19 protein-coding genes and 1 pseudogene are annotated in these 20,781 nt (G+C 71.2%); 5 read left to right on the top strand and 15 right to left on the bottom strand.

The genetic code is table 11. From position 1 onward, the window contains the following. Nucleotides 1–15 precede the first annotated feature (15 nt). Entirely contained in the window at nt 16–2,832 is a 2,817-nt protein-coding gene (locus tag OG858_RS09370) for a penicillin acylase family protein (RefSeq protein WP_327743596.1), read from the bottom strand. Nucleotides 2,833–3,166: 334 nt separating this feature from the next. Between OG858_RS09370 and OG858_RS09375 the strand changes: the two genes are divergently transcribed. Further along, nucleotides 3,167–3,769: a hypothetical protein gene (locus OG858_RS09375; protein ID WP_086750828.1), complete on the top strand. Its 603-nt coding sequence runs from the start codon at nt 3,167–3,169 to the stop codon at nt 3,767–3,769. An 86-nt stretch (nt 3,770–3,855) separates the two neighbouring features. On the opposite strand, the gene OG858_RS09380 is transcribed toward OG858_RS09375, so the two are convergent. Both OG858_RS09380 and OG858_RS09385 read right to left on the bottom strand, forming a co-directional pair. Beyond that, nucleotides 3,856–4,377, bottom strand: a complete 522-nt coding sequence (locus OG858_RS09380; protein ID WP_086750827.1) for a hypothetical protein — start codon at nt 4,375–4,377, stop codon at nt 3,856–3,858. A gap of 121 nt (nt 4,378–4,498) precedes the next feature. Then, entirely contained in the window at nt 4,499–5,209 is a 711-nt protein-coding gene (locus tag OG858_RS09385) for a hypothetical protein (RefSeq protein ID WP_319067201.1), read from the bottom strand. Nucleotides 5,210–5,379: 170 nt separating this feature from the next. Here OG858_RS09385 and OG858_RS09390 point away from each other — a divergent pair, with 170 nt between their 5' ends. Further along, complete coding sequence (locus OG858_RS09390; protein ID WP_086748284.1) at nt 5,380–6,456, top strand: RNA ligase (ATP); 1,077 nt, start codon at nt 5,380–5,382, stop codon at nt 6,454–6,456. Between the two features lie 212 nt (nt 6,457–6,668). Here OG858_RS09390 and soxR read toward each other — a convergent pair whose 3' ends face one another. Next, the gene (gene soxR / locus OG858_RS09395) at nt 6,669–7,196 is read right to left on the bottom strand and encodes a redox-sensitive transcriptional activator SoxR (RefSeq protein WP_086748283.1); all 528 of its coding nucleotides are present in this window, start codon (nt 7,194–7,196) and stop codon (nt 6,669–6,671) included. A 108-nt stretch (nt 7,197–7,304) separates the two neighbouring features. On the opposite strand from soxR, the gene OG858_RS09400 reads away from it, so the two are divergent. Beyond that, nucleotides 7,305–7,766: a MaoC family dehydratase gene (locus OG858_RS09400; protein WP_086748282.1), complete on the top strand. Its 462-nt coding sequence runs from the start codon at nt 7,305–7,307 to the stop codon at nt 7,764–7,766. Nucleotides 7,767–7,868: 102 nt separating this feature from the next. Here the strand turns inward: OG858_RS09400 and OG858_RS09405 are convergent, their stop codons facing one another. From OG858_RS09405 to OG858_RS09425, 5 genes are all read right to left on the bottom strand, one after another. After that, nucleotides 7,869–8,573 carry a polysaccharide deacetylase family protein gene (locus OG858_RS09405; protein WP_319067196.1) on the bottom strand — a complete coding sequence of 235 codons (705 nt, stop codon included), beginning with the start codon at nt 8,571–8,573 and terminating at the stop codon, nt 7,869–7,871. Beyond that, complete coding sequence (locus OG858_RS09410; protein WP_086748280.1) at nt 8,570–9,268, bottom strand: glycoside hydrolase family 11 protein; 699 nt, start codon at nt 9,266–9,268, stop codon at nt 8,570–8,572. The genes OG858_RS09405 and OG858_RS09410 overlap by 4 nt, the downstream gene beginning before the upstream one ends. Before the next feature lie 230 nt (nt 9,269–9,498). Next, a complete protein-coding gene (locus OG858_RS09415) occupies nt 9,499–10,125 on the bottom strand; it encodes a TetR/AcrR family transcriptional regulator (protein ID WP_086748279.1) in 627 nt (208 codons plus the stop codon). A gap of 124 nt (nt 10,126–10,249) precedes the next feature. Then, the gene (locus OG858_RS09420) at nt 10,250–10,537 is read right to left on the bottom strand and encodes a YiaA/YiaB family inner membrane protein (protein ID WP_086748286.1); all 288 of its coding nucleotides are present in this window, start codon (nt 10,535–10,537) and stop codon (nt 10,250–10,252) included. A 91-nt stretch (nt 10,538–10,628) separates the two neighbouring features. After that, nucleotides 10,629–11,780 (bottom strand): acyl-CoA dehydrogenase family protein, encoded by a 1,152-nt coding sequence (locus tag OG858_RS09425; protein ID WP_086748278.1) that lies wholly within the window; start codon nt 11,778–11,780, stop codon nt 10,629–10,631. Nucleotides 11,781–11,853: 73 nt separating this feature from the next. Here OG858_RS09425 and OG858_RS09430 point away from each other — a divergent pair. Together OG858_RS09430 and OG858_RS09435 are read left to right on the top strand one after the other, a co-directional pair. After that, nucleotides 11,854–12,480, top strand: a pseudogene (locus OG858_RS09430) (TetR/AcrR family transcriptional regulator); the annotation flags it as partial. A 229-nt stretch (nt 12,481–12,709) separates the two neighbouring features. Next, nucleotides 12,710–13,735 carry a DMT family transporter gene (locus OG858_RS09435; RefSeq protein ID WP_328544995.1) on the top strand — a complete coding sequence of 342 codons (1,026 nt, stop codon included), beginning with the start codon at nt 12,710–12,712 and terminating at the stop codon, nt 13,733–13,735. Between the two features lie 173 nt (nt 13,736–13,908). On the opposite strand, the gene OG858_RS09440 is transcribed toward OG858_RS09435, so the two are convergent. The 6 genes from OG858_RS09440 to OG858_RS09465 all read right to left on the bottom strand — a co-directional run bounded on the left by OG858_RS09440 (nt 13,909) and on the right by OG858_RS09465 (nt 20,705). Further along, complete coding sequence (locus OG858_RS09440; RefSeq protein ID WP_327723763.1) at nt 13,909–15,252, bottom strand: MFS transporter; 1,344 nt, start codon at nt 15,250–15,252, stop codon at nt 13,909–13,911. Between the two features lie 228 nt (nt 15,253–15,480). Beyond that, nucleotides 15,481–16,566, bottom strand: a complete 1,086-nt coding sequence (locus OG858_RS09445) for a Zn-dependent alcohol dehydrogenase (protein WP_319067182.1) — start codon at nt 16,564–16,566, stop codon at nt 15,481–15,483. Nucleotides 16,567–16,696: 130 nt separating this feature from the next. Then, nucleotides 16,697–18,085 carry an aldehyde dehydrogenase family protein gene (locus tag OG858_RS09450; RefSeq protein WP_319067180.1) on the bottom strand — a complete coding sequence of 463 codons (1,389 nt, stop codon included), beginning with the start codon at nt 18,083–18,085 and terminating at the stop codon, nt 16,697–16,699. Between the two features lie 138 nt (nt 18,086–18,223). Then, nucleotides 18,224–18,766, bottom strand: a complete 543-nt coding sequence (locus OG858_RS09455) for a DUF3574 domain-containing protein (RefSeq protein WP_319263432.1) — start codon at nt 18,764–18,766, stop codon at nt 18,224–18,226. 123 nt (nt 18,767–18,889) lie between these two features. Next, nucleotides 18,890–19,522 carry a class F sortase gene (locus OG858_RS09460; RefSeq protein WP_319067304.1) on the bottom strand — a complete coding sequence of 211 codons (633 nt, stop codon included), beginning with the start codon at nt 19,520–19,522 and terminating at the stop codon, nt 18,890–18,892. Nucleotides 19,523–19,928: 406 nt separating this feature from the next. Then, a complete protein-coding gene (locus tag OG858_RS09465) occupies nt 19,929–20,705 on the bottom strand; it encodes a hypothetical protein (protein WP_328544994.1) in 777 nt (258 codons plus the stop codon). Nucleotides 20,706–20,781: the final 76 nt, after the last annotated feature.

Here is a 20,781-nt window from a genome sequence, read left to right on the forward strand (position 1 = left end):
CTCACTCGTCGGCGCTCACCTGTGCGAGGTGAACTCCACGACCTGCTGGTAGGTCGGCCGGTTCTGCCAGCTGATCTTGTTGTGCTTGATGCCTCCCAGGGGCTGCTGGATGATCGAGTCGGCGCACCACTGGTCGCCCGCCGAGCAGTACGCGTCACCGGGGTAGACCTGCGCGGCGGTCTTGCCTGCCGCCTCCTTGAGGGTGTTGATCAGCAGGGTGCGGCAGGCGCTGAGGCTGCCGCCCCCGCAGTACTGGTTCGCCAGCGGACCCCGTACGGTCTCGCCCAGCACCGAGCGGATGTCCTTGTCGACGTAGCTCCACCAGCCGTACTGGAAGGAGCTGCCGGCGTGGGAGCCGGTCGGGCCGTGCGCGGCCGACGGGGACTCGTCGATGGGAAGGTTGGCGGCGATGGCGGTGTACAGGTCGGTACCGAGGCCCGGTTCGAACTCGGCCTTCACCAGCAGCGGCCACCAGGCGTCCAGGATGCGGATCGCCTCGGCGTTGGCGTAGGTCTTGGAGCCGGCGGAGGTCTCCGTGCGTTTGGAGCCGGAGGTGACCCAGGCCTGGAGCTTGGAGACCGCCGCGGCGGCCGCGGAGTCCGTGACCGTGCTGCTGTTGACGACCTTGAGCAGGTCCGGGACGACGTCCTCGGCCCGAAGGTCGGCCAGGCCCGCCTCGGCCATGGCCTTCGTCAGCGAGGCCCGGGTGACGCCGCCCGCGGCGACCAGTCTCTTCACCCGGTCGTCGAGGAGGTTGCCGCGGTGGACGGAACCGTCGCCCCACGAGGCGCTGGTGTAGTCCGCGGCCTGCTTGTTGTTCCAGGAGATGTAGTAGTCCTGGTCCATGGAGTTGGGGTGGGCGGAGGGCGCGGTGTAGTCGGCGGTGTTGGTGGTGGGGTTCCAGTTCCGCCACTCGTACGCCGACTGCGCCCAGGCCGGGAACTCGGGGTCGACGGCCGCGGCGCGCACCGGGTTGTCGCCGCTGTTGTAGTACGCGGTGCGGGTGGAGTCGGCGTAGAACCAGTTGAAGGTGTAGTTGATGTTCTGGACGGCCTTCTGGAAGGTCTCCGGGCCCTTGACGTAGTCCGGGTCGTTCAGCATCTGGAAGCCGATGATCGACTCGGCCTCGTTCAGGTACGAGGAGCGCAGGGTGGTGTAGGCGACCTTCTTGCCGTCGACCGTGGCGCGGTGCGTCACGGGGCCGTACTTGGTGCGCCAGACCTGCATGCGGTAGGAGCCGGCCGGGGTGGAGTCGGCGGTGGTGGGCTTCCAGGAGTTGGTCTGCTCGATCTTCTCCATGGCCGTGCAGGTGCCGTGGTACAGGTAGTGGACGTCGTCCTGGCACAGCTCGACCGCGTACGCGTCGATGATGTCCTGGCCGGAGGTGGTGGCGCTCCAGGCGTAGTCCTGGCCCCGGCCGAGTTCGATGTACATGCTCAGGCCCGCGAAGGAGGCGCCGCGGGCGCTGATGCCAGGTCCCTGGATCTCCTGGAGCATGAGCAGCTGCGGGGCGAAGTAACCGGTCTGGGGCCCGAAGACGGCGACGGGGTGACCGCTCGCGGTGTGCTCGCCGCTGACGACGAGGGCGTTGGACATGCCGCGCCGGGCGGAGCTGAGGGCGCTGTCGGTGGCCTCGGTCGAGACGGTCGTGGAGGCTGCCGTGGCCGCGCTGCCGGTGCGGTCGTGGACCAGCGGCTCCTCGGTGACGGTGCCGTCGTCGGGGAGGGCCATGCCCTGCGGGTTCGCGGGCTTGGTGGCGTAGGGGAAGCTGCCGTCGTGGACGGTGAGGGCGGCCTCGGGGTCGTTGCGCTCGCGGAAGGACTCCCAGACCTTGGTGCCCTCGGTGACACCGTACTTCTCCTGGGCGGCCAGCAGGGACAGGGCGTTGTTGACCTCGCCGCCGCCCCCCGAGCCGAAGAGGGCGCCGATGACGGAGGCCAGGGCGACCAGGTCGGTGGGCTTGAACTTCTCGATGGTGCCGGCGTTGGTGACGGAGTCCTTGTGGCCGGTCAGGACGTACTCGCCGGGGTAGTTGCGGGCGCTGTCGGAGGCGTCGATGTAGGCGTTGATGCCGGCGACATAGGCGTTGACGTCGGCGAGGGCCAGCTGCCCGCGCTCGCCGTTGGAGGCCACCGCCTTGTCGATCTGGGCCTGGAGGTCGGCCTCGGTGTAGGGGGCGTGGCGCCAGAACTCCTGCTCCAGGCCCTGGTTGGACGCGGCGCCACCGGCGAACGGGGTCAGCTTGCCGCGGCCGACGTGCCGGAAGACATCCATCAGCCACAGCCGGTCCTGGGCGGCCGCGTAGCCCGCGCCGAACTCGGTGCCGTAGCGGGTGGTGCCCGTGATGTGCGGCACACCGGTCTTCTTGTCACGGACGATCGTGACGTCGGTGCGGCCGGCCGGGTTCAGGGTGGAGGCGACCTGGCCGGAGGGGACACCGAAGGAGGCGTCGTTGAAGAAGGTGTTGATCGTGGAGTTGGTGAGGCCCGAGTAGCCGGTGGCCAGGTTGTTGTAGGGGCCGAGCTGGTTGCTCGCGTTCTCCGGCATGGAGCCGAAGGCCTGGTTGAGGAGGATCTGGGCGAGGGTCGCGTTGCCGTTCTGGCCGGGCGGCAGGATGTCGGAACACTGTCCGCCGCAGTGGTCGGTCACCGCCGCCGCCTCCGCGACGGCGGCGGTGTCGGCTGCCGCCGCTGGGGAAGCAGGGGAAAGAGGTGACAAAAGACCGGCAACGAGTGCGCATATGGAGGCGGCCTTGAGGAACTCCGGGAATCCACGGGGAGTTCTCAGTCTGTCGAGTGCGGTGTGTGAGGTGCGTGGGGTGCGCCAGGGCATGGCAGCTCCTCCTGACAGGGGTGGGCCGGATGTTACCGCCGGTATCCCCGGCTTTGAAGATGAACATGCGTCACGTTTTTTGGATCACCGCCGCCGGACAGGTGACTGACAGCGTGAACAGGTACTCAGAAGTAGTCGTAAGCAGACGAGAAGAAGTCAGAGGCAGTCAGACGTAGGCAGGAATGGTCCGTGAACGGCTCAGTAGACGACTTATGGAGGTCATCGGAAATCGGATGGAGCCGAATCGCGTGTCGATACGTCTATTCGGCGACGTCCCGACGACGACGCCGAAGTGACCGAAGTACAGGTGCAGGTGTGACGGAGGTGCAGGGCGATGGCCGGTTTCCGGAGTCTGGCAAGACAGGTGCGAGATCCCAGGTGCGATCTGGCACTGCGGCGCTATTCGCTGCGCAAGTGCCTTGAGAGGTTCGCCCCCTACGGGCATCGGGCGACATGGGACCACCTGTGCTCACGGGCCGGGTTCGGCCCCGAGGACCGCAACCCCGACCCGGCGCGGCTCGTGGCCGCACTGGAGGAGTTGGAGGAGGCCCGCTCCGTCTGGCTCGACTACGAGGTGCAGTTCGCGCAGCGCCGCAAGAAGGAGAAGCACGACGGGCTGCGCAGGCCGGGCACTGTCGACGACTGGCACCGGCTGACCTGGGGCGGATTCGGGGTCGCCTGGTGCGACGACCCGAAGGTCCATCCCCGTGAACCGATGGCGGAGGTACTGCGCCGGCTCATCGCCGCGCTGGAGCGCGAACCGGGCTCGACCTGCCCGGTGTGCGACGGCGAGCGCCTCGTCTGGATGTACGACCTGGCCCACGAACCGTCCTCGGGCCCTGCCTGCACGGAGTGCGGAATCGTGGTGCCACGACCGGTGCTCACCCCCGAGGCCCTGGTGGAGTCCAGGCGCGGACGACTGCTGATCTCGGCGTAGCGCGGCGGGGGTGCGCCGGGGATGCCGCACCCCCGTGCATGAGCACGTACGGCGCACAGGTACGACGCACAGGCAGGGCGTGACGACTACGGCTTCTTGACGTCCGTGTGGATGGCGAGCTTGAACTCGGCGAGGGTGAGCGTCGTGGCCCGCCCGGTGTCCCCCGACCCACGCGCGGACACCTTCAGCCCGAGCGGCATGCCCTTGTCCACGAACATCTGCCACATGTAGGTGCGGAACTGGCCGCCCCGCGTGGACGCGCTGTCCGTCGTGCCCGTCGAGTCGTACTTCTTCTTGGTCAGGTTCAGGGGATCGCGCACGAAGCGGGCCCGGTGCTCCAGTGTCCTCGGGTCCGCCTCCCAGAACACCATCGCCGAGAGCACGCCCCAGCCGTCATGGCTGGGCCAGATCAGTCCGGAGCGCGGGTCGGGGAACTTCGACGCGGTGTCGCCGCCGTGCGCCGGGTCGTGCATCTTCCAGGGGTCGTAGGACTCCGCGGTCTTCTCGTACGGGAAGCGCACCAGGTGGTAGCCGTCGGAGTCGTAGCTGATCCTCTGGACGCCCGAGTGTGCCTTCTCCCACTTCAACGAACATATGACGACGCTCATCAGCGCCCCTTCCCTTGCCGGGGGGCGTGCCGTACCGCCCCCTCCGTGTCCATGACACAGCCTCGGCGAAAGCGGTTGCACCGCAGGGGCGAAACGCGCCGGGGAGCGTCGATTCACAGGTTCACGGCAGGCGGTCCCAGCGCTCCGGCGCGGGCAGCCCGAGTACGCCGGCGCGCACGGCGAGGCCGTAGTCCAGGGGTTCGATGCGGGCGGGCGCCTCAGCGGCGAGCCAGGTCTGCAGGTCGCGTACGACGGTGCTCTCGATGTCGGGGTCGAGCCGGGAGAACGGTGGAGCGTCGAGCAGCAGATCGTCGATCCACGAGTCGACGCAGCGCGCGAGATGCGCGTCGGCCTCCGGGCCCGCGGGCCAGCGGTCGAGCAGCGGCACGACGGTGCCGAGGAGCGCGACGCAGGCCTCGAAGACGCCAGCGACCGGCTGTGGCGGGCGGGCCTTCGCCAGGTTGTCCTCCCACCAGGCGTGGACGAACGCCTCGACGGCGGCGGCCTGTTCGGCGGGCCACCGGCGCCAGTCGACCTCGCTCAGCCCGAGGGGCTCCCACCCCACGCGGGCGGCCAGTGTGCCGTCCGCCAGTGCCCGCGCGCCCTGCGGCAGCAGTCGGCGCATCGCGGCGGGATGGTCATCGAAGTGGTCGCGCACCTCGAACAGGAAACGCTCCAGCACGTCCGGCGGCACGCGCGTGTACGGCGTGCGCAGGTACGCGGTCTCCTCGGGCAGATGGCAGCGGCCGCACCCGGTCTCGTTCGGGCTGGAGAAGCCGTCGAAGATCGTGTCGATGTCGGCGAGTGCGGCCTCAAGGGCGGCTGAGAACAAGGGAGTCGATCCCGTCGGTACTCCGTGCCGCGCCCGTCCACTCCCGTGTCCGGCGGCCGAAGATCGCGACCCTACCAGCCGCAAATCCCCTCGCTCCACCCCTTTCCCGTAAGGACAGTTGGGGGGCGATGAAACAGCCCTGAGCGACCCAGGAACCGAGGAGAGCCCCGATGTCGACGCTGCGTGTCACCGCCGAAGTGCTGACGATCCACGAACACCCCAACGCCGACGCGCTGGAACTGGCCCAGGTCGGCCTGTACCGAGCCGTCGTGGCGAAGGGCGCGTACCGCACCGGTGACACCGCCGTCTACATCCCCGAGCAGTCCGTGCTCCCGGCCGGGCTGATCGAGGAGCTGGGGCTGACCGGACGGCTCGCGGGGAGCAGGTCGGACCGGGTGAAGGCGGTACGGCTGCGGGGCGAACTGTCACAGGGCATCGTCTGCCGTCCGCGGGCGCTCGCGGACGTGGACCTGACGGCCGCCGTCGCTGACGGCACGGACTTCGCGGAGCGGCTCGGCATCGTCAAATGGGTGCCGCCGATCCCGCCCACGATGAGCGGCGAGGTCGAGTCGGCGCCGGAACTGCTGCCCTGGGTCGACATCGAGAACATCCAGCGCTACCCCGACATCTTCACGCCCGGCGAACGGATCGTCCTGACGGAGAAGCTGCACGGTACGGCCTGCCTGGTGACGTACTTCACCGAGGACGGCCGCGTCCAGGTGTCCTCGAAGGGCTTCGGCTCGAAGTACCTCGCCCTGAAGGAGGACCCGCGCAACCTGTACTGGCGTGCCGTCCACGGCCACAAGGTCGCCGAGGCCGCGGCGCGGCTCGCCGAGCGGCTGGGGGCACGCCGGGTCGGGATCTTCGGCGAGGTGTACGGCGCCGGGGTGCAGGACCTGTCGTACGGCGCCGACGGCCGTCGCGAGACGCTCGGGTACGCCGTGTTCGACGTCTCCGCCGACATCGACGGCCAGGTCCGCTGGCTGGACTCGGCCGAGCTGTCCGAGCTGCTCGACGGCGAACTGCCGCTGGTGCCCAAGCTGTACGAGGGCCCGTACGCCATCGACCGGGTGCTGGAGGTGGCCACCGGCCGGGAGACGGTCTCCGGGCGCGATCTGCATCTGCGTGAGGGGGTCGTGATCCGGCCGGCCACCGAACGGTACAGCCCGGTGACCGGCGGGCGCGCCGTCGCCAAGGCGGTCAGCCCGGCGTATCTGACCCGTAAGGGCGGCACCGAGTACGAGTGAGAACCAAGGACAGGTGCGACCAAGGACAGGTGACGGCCAAGGACAGGTGACGGCCAAGAGCGAGTGCCAGCCCAGAGCAAGTGACGGCCCAGAGCGAGTGACGGCCCAGAGCGAGTGACGGCCAAGGACGGCTGAGACCGGACCACCACGGGACTTTCGGGGGACCCATGGGGCCCGCGGGGGACTCGTGGGGCCCGGGGCCCGGGAGCCGCTCAGCGGCAGCTCCCGGGCTCCTCCTGCTTCTCCTCCTGCTTCTCCTGGCGTTCCTCCTGGTCGACCGTCCCCCGACCCTCGACCAGGAGGCGGGAGCCGCTCTGCCGTTCGCCGAAGACGTCGTCGGGGTTGGACAGCACGCAGGTGGCCAGGGACAGACAGCCGCAGCCGATGCAGTCGCTGAGGTGGTCACGCAGCCGGTTGAGCTGCTTGATCCGCTCGTCGAGTTCGGACCGCCAGACCTCGGAGAGGTGGGACCAGTCCTCGCGGGTCGGCGTCCGCTCCTCGGGCAGCTCGGCGAGCGCCTCGCGGATGGTGGCGAGCGGGATGCCCACGCGCTGAGCGGCCCGTACGAAGGCGACGCGGCGCAGGGTGTCGCGGGTGTAGCGGCGTTGGTTGCCCGCGGTGCGGCGGCTGCTGATCAGCCCCTTGGACTCGTAGAAGTGCAGCGCGGAGACGGCGGCACCGCTACGGGCCGACAGCTGGCCGACGGTCAACTCGTGGATCTTCTCAGGGATCTGGGGCACCCCTCCGACCCTACCCATACCCGATCGGGTCACGGTCCGTTGACAGGGACCGCGCGGCCGACCATGCTAAGCAGTTGCTTAGACATTTGGGACCAGGGAGGCCGGGACATGGCAGAGCCGAGGATCTTCACCTCCGCCGAGGAACTGAAGGCGGCGGTGGGTGAGCAGCTGGGGTACAGCGACTGGCTGGAGGTCGACCAGAAGCGGATCGACCTCTTCGCCGAGGCCACCGGTGACCACCAGTGGATCCACGTGGACCCGGAGAAGGCGGCGGCAGGGCCCTTCGGGACGACCATCGCCCACGGCTATCTGACCCTGTCCCTGCTGCCGTTGCTCGTTCCGCAGGTGCTCAAGGTCGAGGACGCCAAGATGGGCGTCAACTACGGCACCAACAAGGTCCGGTTCCCCGGACCGGTCCCGGTCGGCTCACGTCTCCGCGCCACCGCCACGCTCCAGGAGGTCGCCGAGGCGGGTGGCGGGGTGCAGGTCACGGCCGCCGTGGTCGTGGAACGCGAGGGCGGCGAGAAGCCGGTCTGCGTGGCGGAGTCGGTGTCGCGGTACTACTTCTGAGCCCCGGCGAGGGGGCGACTCGCGGTGCCGCCGCCGTCGTCACCCTCGCCGGGACCACCGGACCCGGACCGCTTTGGCCCGGACCACCCTGGCCCGGACCACTCAGGTCGGGGCCACCGCCCGGCCGGTCTGCGGTGAGATCATCCCGGCGCACAGGCCTCGGCCTGCCAGCCCCTGCGCGATACGCGGGATCGCCGCGAGTGTGTTCGCGGACCAGTCGTGCATGAGGATGACCTGGCCGTTGGTGAGCCGGGCGGCGGCCTGCACGACGGCGTCCGCACTGGCACCGTTCCAGTCCTGCGAGTCGACGTTCCAGATGATCTCGGTCAGGCCGTACCTGGCCGCGACCGATCTCACCGTCCCGTTGGTCTCACCGTAGGGCGGCCGGAACAGCTTGGGAGTGCCGCCGCCCGCACCGGCGATGGCCTGCTGGGTCCGGGAGATCTCCGAGTCGATCTGCGCCTGGCTCAGCCGTGTCAGGTGCGGGTGGGTGTAGCTGTGGTTGGCCACCCACATACCGGCGGCGACCTGGGCCCGGACCTGCGCCGGGTTGGCGGCGGCGTACTGGCCCTGGTTGAACATCGTGGCCCGAAGGCCGTTCCGCTGCAGTGCGCCGAGCAGGGCCGACGTGTTGCCGGACGGGCCGTCGTCGAAGGTGAGCCCGACGTACCCGTTGCAGGCGGCGGCCCGCTCCGGAGCCGCCGCGGCGGCCGTGAGCGTGAGGGGGACGGCACTCGCGACGGCCGTCGCGACGACGGCCAACCGCTTCCCCAGGAGACGTAAGGAGCGGCGCGGTCCGGTGTTCACGGCGCCACCGTGATGTTGGAGTTGCCGCTGCTCCGGTACCCCTCGGTGGCCATGATCATGTAGTACCTGAAGCTGCCGAGGGGCATTCCGGCGCGGGCCCAGGCGTCGAAGTGGTTGCCGGTGGTGATGCTGCCGCCCGTCCGCTTCGACTGACGGACGCTCCAGTACTGGTCGAAGGTGCGGGTGCCCTCGACGGACGGCGCGTTGTACCGCGTCGTCCTGTAGATGTCGTACGTGCCGCCGTTGCTGGTGACCGTGCCCTTGTACGTTCCCGTGGGCCGGTAGGTGCCCCAGTTGTCGACGATGTAGTACTCGACGAGCGGACTGGACGTCCAGCCGTAGAGGGTCAGGTAGGCGTTGCCGGACGGGTTGAACGAGCCCGAGTAGGTCACGGTCCTGCGGGAGCCGTTGCTCCAGCCCTTGCCAGCGACGAAGTTCCCGGTGTTGCTCCAGGAGGTCCGGTAGTTGCCGCCGGAGGCAAGGGTCATGGAGACCGTGCCCGGGGCGTCGGTCCAGAACGAGTAGTAGAAGCCGTTGTCGGTGCCGGTCCGGTTGCTGGTGACGACCGTGTCCGCGTGGGCGGTGCCGGGCAGGGCCAGCGTGGTCGCGGCTGCCAGCGCGGTCGCACTGAGACCGGTCATGAAGAGCCTGCGACTCGGGGGCGGGGTGGGAGCGGGTGCGGATGCGTCGTTCATGTGCGCGTCCTCCTCGGGCTCGTGGGGGTTCGCCCTTTCACCCAGGGAGTGTTGGCCTGCCCCTGCCAACTGTCAATGGTTTCGGCATTGATCCCGAAACATTCGCTGGCTGCACCTGGGGCGATCCACCACGACAACAGAAGGGAAGATCGGAAGTGCGGACCACATCTTCGAATGTTTCGGAGAACACCCCGACCGAAGGATGCTCAGCGGCCGGCGCGCGGCGCCGGCTACTTCGTCGCACCCACCATGCGCAGGACGAGGTCCGCGTACAGGCTGCCGACCTCGTCGGGGGTGCGCGGGCCGTTGACGTTGAACCAGCGGGCGACGTCGATGCAGAGGGAGAGGACGGCGATGGTGGTGCCGCGGACGTCGGGGACGTCGAAGTCACCGGCGGCGACGCCGTCCTCGATGATGCCGCGCACCGCAGCGTCGTTCTCGCGGCGGAGGGTGACGATCTCGGCGCGGGCGTCGGGGCCGAGCGCGTCGAGCTCGTACTGGACGACGCGGGCCACGGTGTGCTGCCCGGCGTGCCAGCGGACGAAGGAGCGCACGGCCTCGGCGAGGCGGTCGGCCGGACTGCCCTCGGACTCGGCCGCGTTGCGCAGCACGTCGAGGGCCTTCTCGTGGCCGATGCGGCTGATCCGGTGGAGCAGCTCTTCCTTCGTCTTGTAGTGGATGTACAGCGCGGCGGGGCTCATGCCCGCGCGGCCCGCGATGTCACGGGTCGTCGTCGCGTGGTAGCCACGCTCGGCGAAGGCCTCCACGGCGGCCACCAGCAGCCGCCGGGCCGCGTCCGGGTTGACCTCGCCCCACGGCTGCGGCTCGCCGCCCGCCGTGTCCTCCGCCGTACTCATCGCTCGTTCGCCCCTTCCGATGGCTGGGCACCACCATACCGCCGAAGGGTGAGCGAGCGCTTAGAAGGCCCGCTCAGGGCTGTGCCGTACGGCCGTACGGCACGTACTGCCGGGCCGGCGCCCCTCAGAGCTTTTCGAAGGGGTCGTGCTCCGCGAGGAGCTTCTCCAGTCTGGCCTGGTCGACCCGGCTGACGATGCTCCCGGCCTCCTGCCGGTCGCGGATCACCTTGGCCAGGGTGAAGGTCGAGGTCACGAGGTAGAGGACCGCGATGGCCAGGAAGGCGCGGACCCAGGAGTCGGCGTCGAGTCGGTAGATGCCGACGGTGGTGGCCGCCATGGCGACGGCGAAGGACGCGACGGCCTGGCCGTAGAAGGCCGCCGTGCTCTGCTGCTTGACCGGTGTCTCACTCATGGGGACATGGTTCGGCAGCTGTGGGCCGGACCACATCCGTTGGAGTACTCAGTCGGCGGGCCCCACGTACTCAGGCCGACCCGCATGCGGCTCAGAACGCCGAAACCCCCGTCAGCGCCCGCCCGATGAGCAGCTTCTGTATCTGGCTGGTGCCCTCGTAGAGGGTCATCACGCGGGCGTCGCGCAGGAGCTTTCCGGCCGGATACTCGTCGATGTAGCCGTAACCGCCGAAGACCTGGAGGGCGTTGTTCGCGGCACGGACGGCGGCCTCGGAGGCGAAGAGCTTGGCCTTGCTGGCCTCGGTGGCGAAGGGCTGCCCCCGGTCGACGAGATCGGCGACGCGCCAGGTCAGGAGCCGGGCGGCGTCGACGTCGACCGCGATGTCGGTGATGAGTTCCTGGACGAGCTGGTGGTGGGCGATGGACTTGCCGAACTGCTCGCGCTCGGTGGCGTAGCGGATCGCGACGTCCAGTGCGGCCTGGGCGATGCCGACGCAGCCGGCCGCGACGGACATCCGGCCCTTGGCGAGCGCGGACATGGCGACGGTGAAGCCCTTGCCCTCCGGGCCGAGCATGGTGGAGGCGGGGACGCGGACCTCTTCCAGGACCAGTTCGGCGGTGGCCTGGCCGCGCAGGCCGAGCTTGCCGTGGATGGCGCGCCGGGTCAGGCCCGGGGTGTCGGTGGGAACGAGGAAGGCGGAGACACCCTTGTGGCCGGGGGCATCGGTGGAACGGGCGAAGAGGAGGACGACATCGGCCCAGGTGCCGTTCGTGATGAACATCTTGGTGCCGCTGATGACGTAGTCGTCGCCGTCCCGGACGGCGCGGGTGGTGAGGTTGCCCGCATCGGAGCCCGTGCCGGGTTCGGTGAGGCCGAAGCAGCCGACGTGGTCCCCCGCCGTGAGCCCCGGCAGCCAGCGGCGCTTCTGCGCCTCGTCGCCCCAGGCGGCGATCGTCTTCGCGACCAGGCCGAGGGAGACGGAGACGATGCCGCGCACGGAGGAGTCGCCTCGGCCCAGCTCCTCGGTGACCAGGCAGTACGCGAGATGGTCGCCGCCGGAGCCGCCGTACTCCTCGTCGACGGTGAGCCCCAGGAAGCCGACCTCGCCGAGTTTCTTCACGACGGCCCGGTCGACCTCCTCCGCCCGGTCCCAGGCGATGACGTGCGGGGCGATCTCGCGCTCCACGAAGTCTCTCGCGAGTCGGCGTACGGCGGTCTGCTCCTCGCTGAGCTCCAGGTTCACGCGGCCCGCCCCTCATCCGTTCCCATTTAAATTACCACTGCTAGTTTTAGGGTGCAGCCCTACTATGTGCGCCATGGCCCGACCGCGCAAGCCCCTGCTGAGCACCGACCGCATCGTGGAGACGGCGCGGGCGCTGGTGGACGCGGAGGGGCTGGCGGCGGTCTCCACGCGACGGCTCGCCGCCGAGCTGGGGGTGAGCGGACCTTCCCTCTACAACCACTTCCGCACCATGGACCAGATTCTGGAGGCCGTCGCCGACTCGGTGAGCGCGCAGGTCGACCTGTCGATGTTCGAGGACGGCCGGGACTGGCGGACCGCACTGCACGACTGGGCGGTCTCCTACCGGGCCGCCCTGCGCGACCACCCGAACATCGTGCCCGTCCTCGCCCGGGGGCCGGGGCGGCGTCCCGCGGGGCTGAAGGTCGCCGACGTCGTGTTCGGGGCCATGGTCGAGGCGGGGTGGCCGGCCGCGCAGGCCACGTCCGTCGGGGCGTTGATGCGGTACTTCATCATGGGGTCCGCGATCGGCTCGTTCGCCGGGGGGTTCGTGGACGACGAGAGCGCGTACGACCCGGCCGACTATCCCCATCTCGGGCAGGCCCATCTGCTGGCGGAGCAGCAGCAGAAGGTGGACGAGCGGGCGTTCGAGGCGGGGCTGCGGGCGTTGCTGGACGGGCTGGAGCAGCAGTACCGCCAGGTCGGGACCCGTCAGGGGCCCGGGGCCGTGAGGAACCCGGGGCCGCAAGGAGCCCGGGACCGCGAGGAGCCCGGGACCGCGAGGAGCCCGGGACCGCGGCATCTGCGGCTCCGCCGCGTGAGCGCGGCCGGCCACGAACCGCCCCCTTCGGCCGCGACACGACGTACCCTCCCGAGCCAGGCGTCCGAAAACCGCGAGCCTCCAGGTGCCGCCCCCACCTAGCCTCGACCCCATGACGAACGACTCCCGGTCCACGCCCACCCGCAAGGTCGAGCTGCTCGCCGCGGGGGCGGCCGCTGTCACCGTCGTGTTGTGGGCGTCGGCGTTCGTGTCGATCCGCAGTGCCGGGGAGGCGTACTCGCCGGGTGCGCTGGCGCTCGGGCGGTTGCTGGCCGGGGCGCTGGCGCTGGGGGCGATCTGGCTGGTGCGCCGGGAGGGGATGCCGCCGCGAGCCGCGTGGCGGGGGATCGCGGTGTCCGGGGTGCTGTGGTTCGGGTTCTACATGGTCGCGCTGAACTGGGGTGAGCAGCAGGTCGACGCGGGTACGGCTGCGCTGGTGGTGAACATCGGGCCGATCCTCATCGCTCTGCTCGGCGCCCGGCTGCTGGGCGACGCGATGCCGCCCCGGCTGCTCGCCGGCATGGCGGTGTCGTTCGCGGGCGCGGTCGCGGTGGGGCTGTCGATGTCCGGCGAGGGCGGGGCCTCCGTGCTGGGGGTCGTCCTCTGCGTGCTCGCGGCCGTCGGATATGCGGCGGGGGTCGTCGCGCAGAAGCCCGCGCTGGGCTCGGCGAGCCCGCTCCAGGTGACCACGTTCGGCTGTCTCGTCGGTGCTGTGGTCTGTCTGCCGTTCGCCGGGCAGCTCGTGCGGGAGGCAGCGGACGCGCCGGTCACGGCGACCCTCAACATGGTGTACCTGGGCGTGTTCCCGACCGCCCTCGCCTTCACCACCTGGGCGTACGCGCTCGCCCGCACGACCGCGAGCCGGATGGGCGCGACCACGTACGCCGTGCCCGCGCTGGTCGTGCTGATGTCATGGCTGGCGCTCGGCGAGGTACCGGGGCTGCTCACGCTGGCCGGTGGCGCGCTGTGCCTGGCGGGAGTGGCGGTGTCACGGTCCCGGGCGCGGACGCGGGAGGCGGCGCCCGGCGCCGGGGCCGCGGCCCCGGATGCCGTTCCGGAACCGCGACCCGGGCCGTCCCCGCGAGGCCGGAACCGGTCCGGCGGATCAGGGCGCGGGGGCAGCAGCGGAGCCTCATGAGCACGGTGAACGGGGTGTGGTGCGTCGAGCCGCGAGGCGGAGGAAGGCATCGACGCGCCGGGTTCCTCCCCCTTGGGCGATGCCTGGCGCAGGGAGTCGGCGACCGGCGACAGCACCGCGGACTCGGCGTGGAACACCCCGAGTCCGCGACACGATCCGCCGGACAGGCCCGGCTAACCGTCCGTTCGTGAACTCGCCCTCCCCGCGAGGATCTTGATCGACACCAGGGCGATCACCGAGAGCCCGATGATGTACGCGGACACCGCCATGGACGTGCCGGTCGCCTCCAGGAGGAGGACCATCAGGAACGGGGCGAGGCCGCCGCCGAAGACCGCCGCGATCTGGTAGCCGAGGGAGGCACCCGTGTAGCGCATCTCGGGGGTGAACAGCTCGGCGAACAGGGCGGCTTGGGGCCCGTACATGATGCTGAGGAAGCAGCTGGCGACGAAGGTGCCGACGGCGAGCCACAGCAGGGAGCCGGTGTCGATGAGCAGGAACAGCGGGACGGCCCACACGGCGATGCCGACCGCGCCGAACGCGTAGACGCGGATACGGCCGACACGGTCGGAGAGGGCCGCGGCGGCGGGGATGAGCACCAGCTGGGTGAGGCTGACGCAGAGGGAGACGGCGAGGACCGCACTGCGTTTCATGTCGAGTTCGCGGGTGGTGTAGTCGAGGACGCCGGTGATGAGGATGTAGAAGGTCGCGGTGTTCACGGCGAAGGAGCCGCCGGCCAGGAAGACCGTACCGAGGTGACCGCGGAGGATCGTCCTGAGCGGGGAACTCTGTTCGCCCTTCTCCTTCTCCGCCAACTCCCGTTCCGCCGCCCGGAACTCGGGGGTCTCCTCCACGTGCCGGTGGATGTACCAGGCGAGGCCGAGGACGAACAGGCCGACCAGGAACGGCACACGCCAGCCCCAGGCGGAGAAGGCCGAGTCGCTGGTGGCCGCGCCGACGACGAGGAACATGGTGTTGGCGCTCACCACGCCGATGGGGACTCCGAGCTGGACGAAGCTGCCGTACACCCCGCGCTTGCCCTCGGGGGCGTACTCGGTGGCCAGCAACATCGCGCCGCCCCACTGGGCGCCGACGGCGACGCCCTGCGCGACGCGGAGGAGGACGAGCAGGATCGGAGCGGCGATCCCGATCGTCTCGTACGTGGGGAGCAGGCCGATGGCGGTGGTGGCCAGGCCCATCAGGGTGAGGGCCATGACCAGCATGGGCTTGCGGCCCCGTTTGTCGCCGAGGTGACCGGCGACGACGCCGCCGAGGGGGCGGGCGAGGAAGCCCACGGCGAAGGCGGCGAACGCGGCGAGCACTCCGGCGGAGGAGCTGCCGGCCGGGAAGTAGAGATCGCCCAGGACGAGGGCGGCGGCTATGCCGAAGACGAAGTAGTCGTACCACTCCACGGCCGAGGCGAGCGCCGCGGCGGTGGCGACCTTGCGGTGGCTCTGGGGGCGGGGGGTGGTGGGCGCGGGCGTCGGGGGGACGGACGGGGTGGAAGGAGCGGTGTCCATGCGAGCACACTCCGATGGGTGCGGGGACGTTCCGGGGAACGTACTGACCGGACGGTATGTAGGTCAACGGTCATGCATGGTCGAGTTCGCTCGAAGGGGGTGTTGTCGGCTGCGGGTGAGCGGGGGCTGGTCGCACAGTTCCCCGCCCCTTGAAAGCCCGGGGCGCGCCCGGGGTCTCTCAGGGGCGCGGGGAGCTGCGCGAACAGCCCCCGCTCACCCGCAGTCGAATCAGAACGTCACCAAGGCCCGGCCGCCCTTGCCCGCTCGCATGTTGTCGAAGGCCACCGGGATGTCGTCCAGGGAGATGCGGTCGGTCACCAGGGCGGCCAGGTCCAGACGGCCGGCCCGGACATGGTCCGCGAGGATCGGGACGTCGCGCGCCGGGTCGGAGTTGCCGTAGACGCAGCCGGAGAGGGTACGGCCCCAGTGGAAGAGTTCCAGTGCGTTGAAGGTGACCTGCTGGTCCTTGCCGCCGATGCCGACGACCGTGGTGCGCCCGCCGCGCCGGGTGGACTCCCAGGCCGCCCGGATGGTGACCGCGCGGCCGACGCACTCCACGGCGACGTCCACACCCTGTTTGCCGGTCAGGGCACGGATCTCGCGGGCGGTGTTCTCGGAGGCGACGACGTACTCCGTGGCTCCCGCCGCACGGGCCAGTTCCTCCTTCGCCGGTGAGACGTCCACGGCGACGATCCGGGACGCGCCCGCGATCCGCGCGGCCTGCAGCGCGGCCAGCCCGACACCGCCCACCCCGAACACGGCGACGGTCTCGCCCTGGCGGACCCGCGCCGAGTAGTGGACCGCGCCGTAGCCGGTGAGGACGGCGCAGCCGAGCAGGGCCGCGTCGGTGAGCGGGACGCCGTCCGGGGCGGGGAGCACACACCCGGCGGCCACGACGGTCTCCTCCGCGAAGGCGGCGACGTTCAGGCCGGGGTGGAGGTCGGCACCGTCGGAGGCCCGCCGGGCGTAGACGTTGCCCGCGCCGAGCAGCGCGTTCGCGCACAGCCACACCTCGCCGAGCGAGCAGGCGTGACAACTCCCGCAGGCCGGCGCCCAGTTGAGGACGACGCCGTCGCCGGGCGCGACATGGGTGACCCCGTCGCCGACCGCGAGGACCGTGCCCGCGCCCTCATGGCCGAGCACGGCGGGCACCGGAACCCGCATGGTGCCGTCGGACAGCGACAGATCGGAGTGGCAGACCCCGGCGGCGGCGAGCCGCACCCGGACCTGGCCGGGCCCGGGGTCCGGCAGATCGATCCCGGTGATCTCCAACGGGGCACCGACGGCGGGCAGTACGGCGGCACGAACGGCCATGGGGACGACTCTCCTACGCTCGCTGGAAAACGACTCGCTCGGACCGGCAGGCGGAGACGGTTCGTCCGGCGACACCGGCCCTCGACCGGCACCCGCTGCGCAACCGTCCCCGCCGTCGGCCCGAACCCGCTCAGAACTGAAGGGACTTGGTCTGCAGGTACTCGCTCAGACCGTGCGCACCGAGTTCGCGGCCCACTCCCGACTGCTTGTAGCCGCCGAAGGGGGCCAGCGGGTTGAAGCGCCCGCCGTTGATGTCCACCTGGCCGGTGTCCATACGGCGGGCGAAGGCCACGGCCTCGGTGTCGTCGCCGGCCCAGACGGCGCCGGCCAGCCCGTAGACCGTGCCGTTGGCGATCCGCAGGGCGTCCTCCTCGTCCTCGTAGCGGAGGATCGACAGGACCGGGCCGAAGATCTCCTCCTGGGCGACGGTCATCTCCGGAGTCACGTCGGCGAGGACGGTGGGGCTGACGAAGTAGCCCTGCTCGCGCGGGGGTTCGGCGCCGCCGGCGATCAGTCGGGCGCCCTCGGCGACACCCTTCTCGATGTAACCCCGCACCCGCTCCTGCTGCTTGGCGTTGACCAGCGGGCCGATGCGGTCGCCGTACTTCGCGGCGGCCTCGGCGGCCAGTTCGACGGCCTCGTCGTACTGGGAGGTGTGGACGAGCATCCGGGTCCAGGCGCTGCACGTCTGGCCGGAGTTGGACATGACGTTGGCGACGCCGACGCCGACCGCCTTGGTCAGGTCGGCGCTCGGGAGGATGACGTTGGCGGACTTGCCGCCGAGTTCCAGGGCCACCTTCTTGATGGCCGCTCCGGCGGTCGCGGCGATGCGCCGGCCGACCGCCGTGGACCCGGTGAAGGAGACCAGGTCGACGCCGTCGTGCTCGGCGAGGGCCTGCCCGGCGACCGGGCCGAGACCGGTGACCAGGTTGAACACCCCGGCGGGTACGCCCGCCTCGTGGACGGCCTCCGCGAAGAGCTGGGCGATCAGCGGGGTGTCCTCGGCGGGCTTCAGAACGACCGTGCAGCCCGCGGCGAGGGCCGGGGCGACCTTGGCGACGATCTGGTGGAGCGGGTAGTTCCAGGGGGTGATCGCGCCGACGACGCCGATGGGCTCGTGGTGGACGGTCGAGTTGCCGACCCTCTCCTCGAAGGCGTGCCGCGCGGCCAGGTCGGCGTACGAACCGGCGACCGCGACCGGCAGGTCCGCGTGCACCCGCTGGGAGAACGGCAGCGGCGAGCCGAGCTCCGCCGTCACCGTCTCGGCGATCTCCTCCCGGCGCGCGGCGAGCGCGTCGCGCAGCGCGCCGATGATCGCGCCCCGTTCGGCGGGCGGGGTGGCTGCCCAGCCGGGGAGGGCGACACGCGCGGCGCGTACGGCGGCGTCGACGTCCTCGGCGGTGCCCGCCGGGACGCGGTCGATCACCTGCTCGTCGGCCGGGTTCACGACCTCGATCGTGTCGGTCCCGGCGGCGGGCCGCCAGGCACCGCCGATGTACATGCCGTCGTGTGCCTTCATCGTGCTGCCTCCCGGGCGGGCGTGGTCGTCCGCCCCAAAAACTAGCTCTGATAGTTTTCCGGCACCAGTGCCCCGGGGAGTGAGGCAGGACTCGTCGGCGGCCCCGGCCTCCGCCCCGCCCGGAGGAGCGGCCCCGCCTCAGAAATCGACCCGCGTCCTGTCGTCGACCCGCGCCACCGCCTCCTGCGCGAACTCCTTGAGATAGTCGCCGCGGATCTCCTCGATCTTCCGGTCGCTCGTGGCGGCCGCCGACACCGGATACAGCAGGATCAGCTCGTACGACCGCTCCTTCTCGATCGTGCCGCTCGCGTCCCGCCACTGCCCGCGCCCCTCCTGCACGGTCAGCCCGTCCGGGAAGCCGGGTGTGACCTCCCGGTCGACGAAGGCCGTGAACTGCTCGTCGGTGACGGCCGGACCGCCGTCGGGCCGCTCGGTGCCGAAGAGGAGCCGCGTCTGGATGTACGGCGTGCCGCGCGCCGGGGCCACCACGGAACCGGTGGGGGCGTCCTCGGCGAGGGTGGCGTACGCGGTCGGGGCCCCGACACTCAGCAGGCAGACGGCGGCCGCGACGGCTACTCGGGGGCGGGGGCGGGGAAAGCGCGGGGTGAGCGTACGGGTACTCGCGCGGGGAGGTGTGTCCGTGGGGGTACTGGTGCTCGTGGGGTTGGTGGGCGAGGTCATGTGTCCACCTCTAGCGGGACCACGTCCTCGGCACCGTCGGCCGCGCCGGTAGCCGGGCCGCGGGTGCGCCCGTACGCCCCCGGTGCTCGCCGAGAGGACACGTCACGCGCTCGGCGCGCTGGTTCACGGCTTGCGCGCGGGTTCCCGGGTCGCGGTGAGGTGCGCGAAGACGACGACATTGCTCGCGTAGCCCTTCCGCCTGTCGTACGTCCCGCCGCAGGTGATCAGGCGCAGCTCGGGGCGGCCGCGGTGGCCGTACACCTCCTTGTTGGGGAAGCGGCTCTTCTCGTACGTCTTCACGGCGTCCACGGTGTAGACGGCGGTGCGGCCGTCGGCCCGCAGGACCTCCACGATGCGGCCGGGTTTGATCACGCCCAGCGAGGCGAAGACGGCGGGGCCAGTCCGGGTGTCCCGGTGGCCGACGACGACCGCGGTGCCGGGACCACCGGGCGCGGGCCCCTCCGCGTACCAGCCGACCAGCTCGGGCCTGTCGTCGGGCGGCGCGGGAAGCCGCCGCCCGCTGTCGAGGCGGAGCCCGGTCACCGGTGCCTCGATACCCAGGTACGGGATGGTGACGGTCTTCGCCGGGGAGGGCGGGAGCGTACGGGGCCGGGCGGGTCTCTTCGGCTCGGCAGGCCCGGTGGCGGGGGCGGGACGCGCGGGTGCGGCGGGGGCTGGGCTCGTGGGCCGGGTGGGCGCCGGCCCGGTGGGGGCGGCGGGAGTGAACCCTTCCGGCCCGGCGGGCCCCGGGCTCACCCGCTCGGCAGGCTCGGTGCGCCCGGCCGGCTCTGTGCCTTGGGCCGGCTCTGTGCGCTCGGTCTGCTCTGCGTCTTGGGCCGGCTCTGTGCGCTCGGTCGGCTTGGCGTCTTGGGCCGGCTCTGTGCGCTCGGTCGGCTTGGCGTCCTGCCGGGGTGCCGTGCTCGGGGACGCGGCGCGTGCGGGCTCGTCGGCCGGCGGGGGCGTGAAATGCAGGGACGCCTGGGCGCGCGGCGCCCCCGCACCGCGCGCCCCGGTGTCGGCCCAGGCGGAGCGGGCCTCGGCGGATGCGGTCCGCTCCCTGTCCTCCGCCAGGTGGACGCCGCCCACCACCAGCGCGACGGTCATCACGACCGTCCGCGTCAGGCGGTAGGCGCGCGTCCGGTACCAGGGCCTCGGCCGGCGTCTACGCGGCGCCATCGGCGCGGCGACGGCGCAGCCGCAGGTAGGCCACCCCACCGGCCGCGGCGAGGCCCACTCCGGCCGCGCCGGCGACCGGCGCGAAGTTCTGGGTCATGGCGAGACCGCCGGCGCCGGCCGGGACGGCACCTTCGGGACGGGCACCTTCGACACGGGCACCTTCAGGACGGGCACCTTCAGGACGGGCACCCTCGGGACCGGCACCTTCAGGACGGGCACCCTCGGGACCGGCACCTTCAGGACGGGCACCCTCGGGACCGGCGCCCTCGGGACGGGCGCCCTCGGGACGGGCGGCAGCGGTGAGCGGGCAGTCGACGGTGATCTCCCTGCGCCCTTCCTCCAGCGAGCCCCCGACGGTCCTCCAGGTCAGCACGTACTCCCCGTCGGGGAGCCGCGCCGTGTTCTCGGGCGCCACGGGCGTGCTGTGCCCGGCGCCGTCGGTCGCGAGGGGGATCTCGCCCGTGGCGACGGGGTCGGTACGCGGTGCGGGCGGCTCCCGGTCGATCGTCCAGTTGATGCGCTGCGACGGCGTGGGGTCCTTGGGGAAGTTGAAGGCGGAGAGATAGAAGTCGCAGACCAGCGGCTGGTTGCGCTGGTTGTCGAACGGGAAGCCCACCTTGTGGATCACGACATCGGGGTCGCCCGGGGCGGCGACGGCGGCCGGTGCCGTGATCAGGCTGGCTCCCGTGACGGTGAGTGCCGCGAGGACGGCGGCGGCACTCGCGTGTACTCCGGCAGGGAGCGGGCGGGACGAGGTGGACATACAAGACCTCCGAGTCAGACGATTTTCACACAAATCGCTCTTCCGCCCGACTCTCTGTCACATCACACGGGACACA

It is taken from the genome of Streptomyces europaeiscabiei (assembly GCF_036346855.1).
Taxonomy (GTDB): domain Bacteria; phylum Actinomycetota; class Actinomycetes; order Streptomycetales; family Streptomycetaceae; genus Streptomyces; species Streptomyces europaeiscabiei.

Excerpts from the sequence above, each read along its gene's own strand:
- OG858_RS09440 (WP_327723763.1), bottom strand. The coding sequence starts at position 15,252 with ATGGACACCGCTCCTTCCACCCCGTCCGTCCCCCCGACGCCCGCGCCC.
- OG858_RS09415 (WP_086748279.1), bottom strand. The coding sequence starts at position 10,125 with ATGAGTACGGCGGAGGACACGGCGGGCGGCGAGCCGCAGCCGTGGGGC.
- OG858_RS09370 (WP_327743596.1), bottom strand. The coding sequence starts at position 2,832 with ATGCCCTGGCGCACCCCACGCACCTCACACACCGCACTCGACAGACTG.
- OG858_RS09410 (WP_086748280.1), bottom strand. The coding sequence starts at position 9,268 with ATGAACGACGCATCCGCACCCGCTCCCACCCCGCCCCCGAGTCGCAGG.
- OG858_RS09455 (WP_319263432.1), bottom strand. The coding sequence starts at position 18,766 with ATGACCTCGCCCACCAACCCCACGAGCACCAGTACCCCCACGGACACA.
- OG858_RS09375 (WP_086750828.1), top strand. The coding sequence starts at position 3,167 with ATGGCCGGTTTCCGGAGTCTGGCAAGACAGGTGCGAGATCCCAGGTGC.
- OG858_RS09435 (WP_328544995.1), top strand. The coding sequence starts at position 12,710 with ATGACGAACGACTCCCGGTCCACGCCCACCCGCAAGGTCGAGCTGCTC.
- OG858_RS09450 (WP_319067180.1), bottom strand. The coding sequence starts at position 18,085 with ATGAAGGCACACGACGGCATGTACATCGGCGGTGCCTGGCGGCCCGCC.
- OG858_RS09390 (WP_086748284.1), top strand. The coding sequence starts at position 5,380 with ATGTCGACGCTGCGTGTCACCGCCGAAGTGCTGACGATCCACGAACAC.
- OG858_RS09420 (WP_086748286.1), bottom strand. The coding sequence starts at position 10,537 with ATGAGTGAGACACCGGTCAAGCAGCAGAGCACGGCGGCCTTCTACGGC.
- OG858_RS09445 (WP_319067182.1), bottom strand. The coding sequence starts at position 16,566 with ATGGCCGTTCGTGCCGCCGTACTGCCCGCCGTCGGTGCCCCGTTGGAG.
- OG858_RS09400 (WP_086748282.1), top strand. The coding sequence starts at position 7,305 with ATGGCAGAGCCGAGGATCTTCACCTCCGCCGAGGAACTGAAGGCGGCG.
- OG858_RS09380 (WP_086750827.1), bottom strand. The coding sequence starts at position 4,377 with ATGAGCGTCGTCATATGTTCGTTGAAGTGGGAGAAGGCACACTCGGGC.
- OG858_RS09465 (WP_328544994.1), bottom strand. The coding sequence starts at position 20,705 with ATGTCCACCTCGTCCCGCCCGCTCCCTGCCGGAGTACACGCGAGTGCC.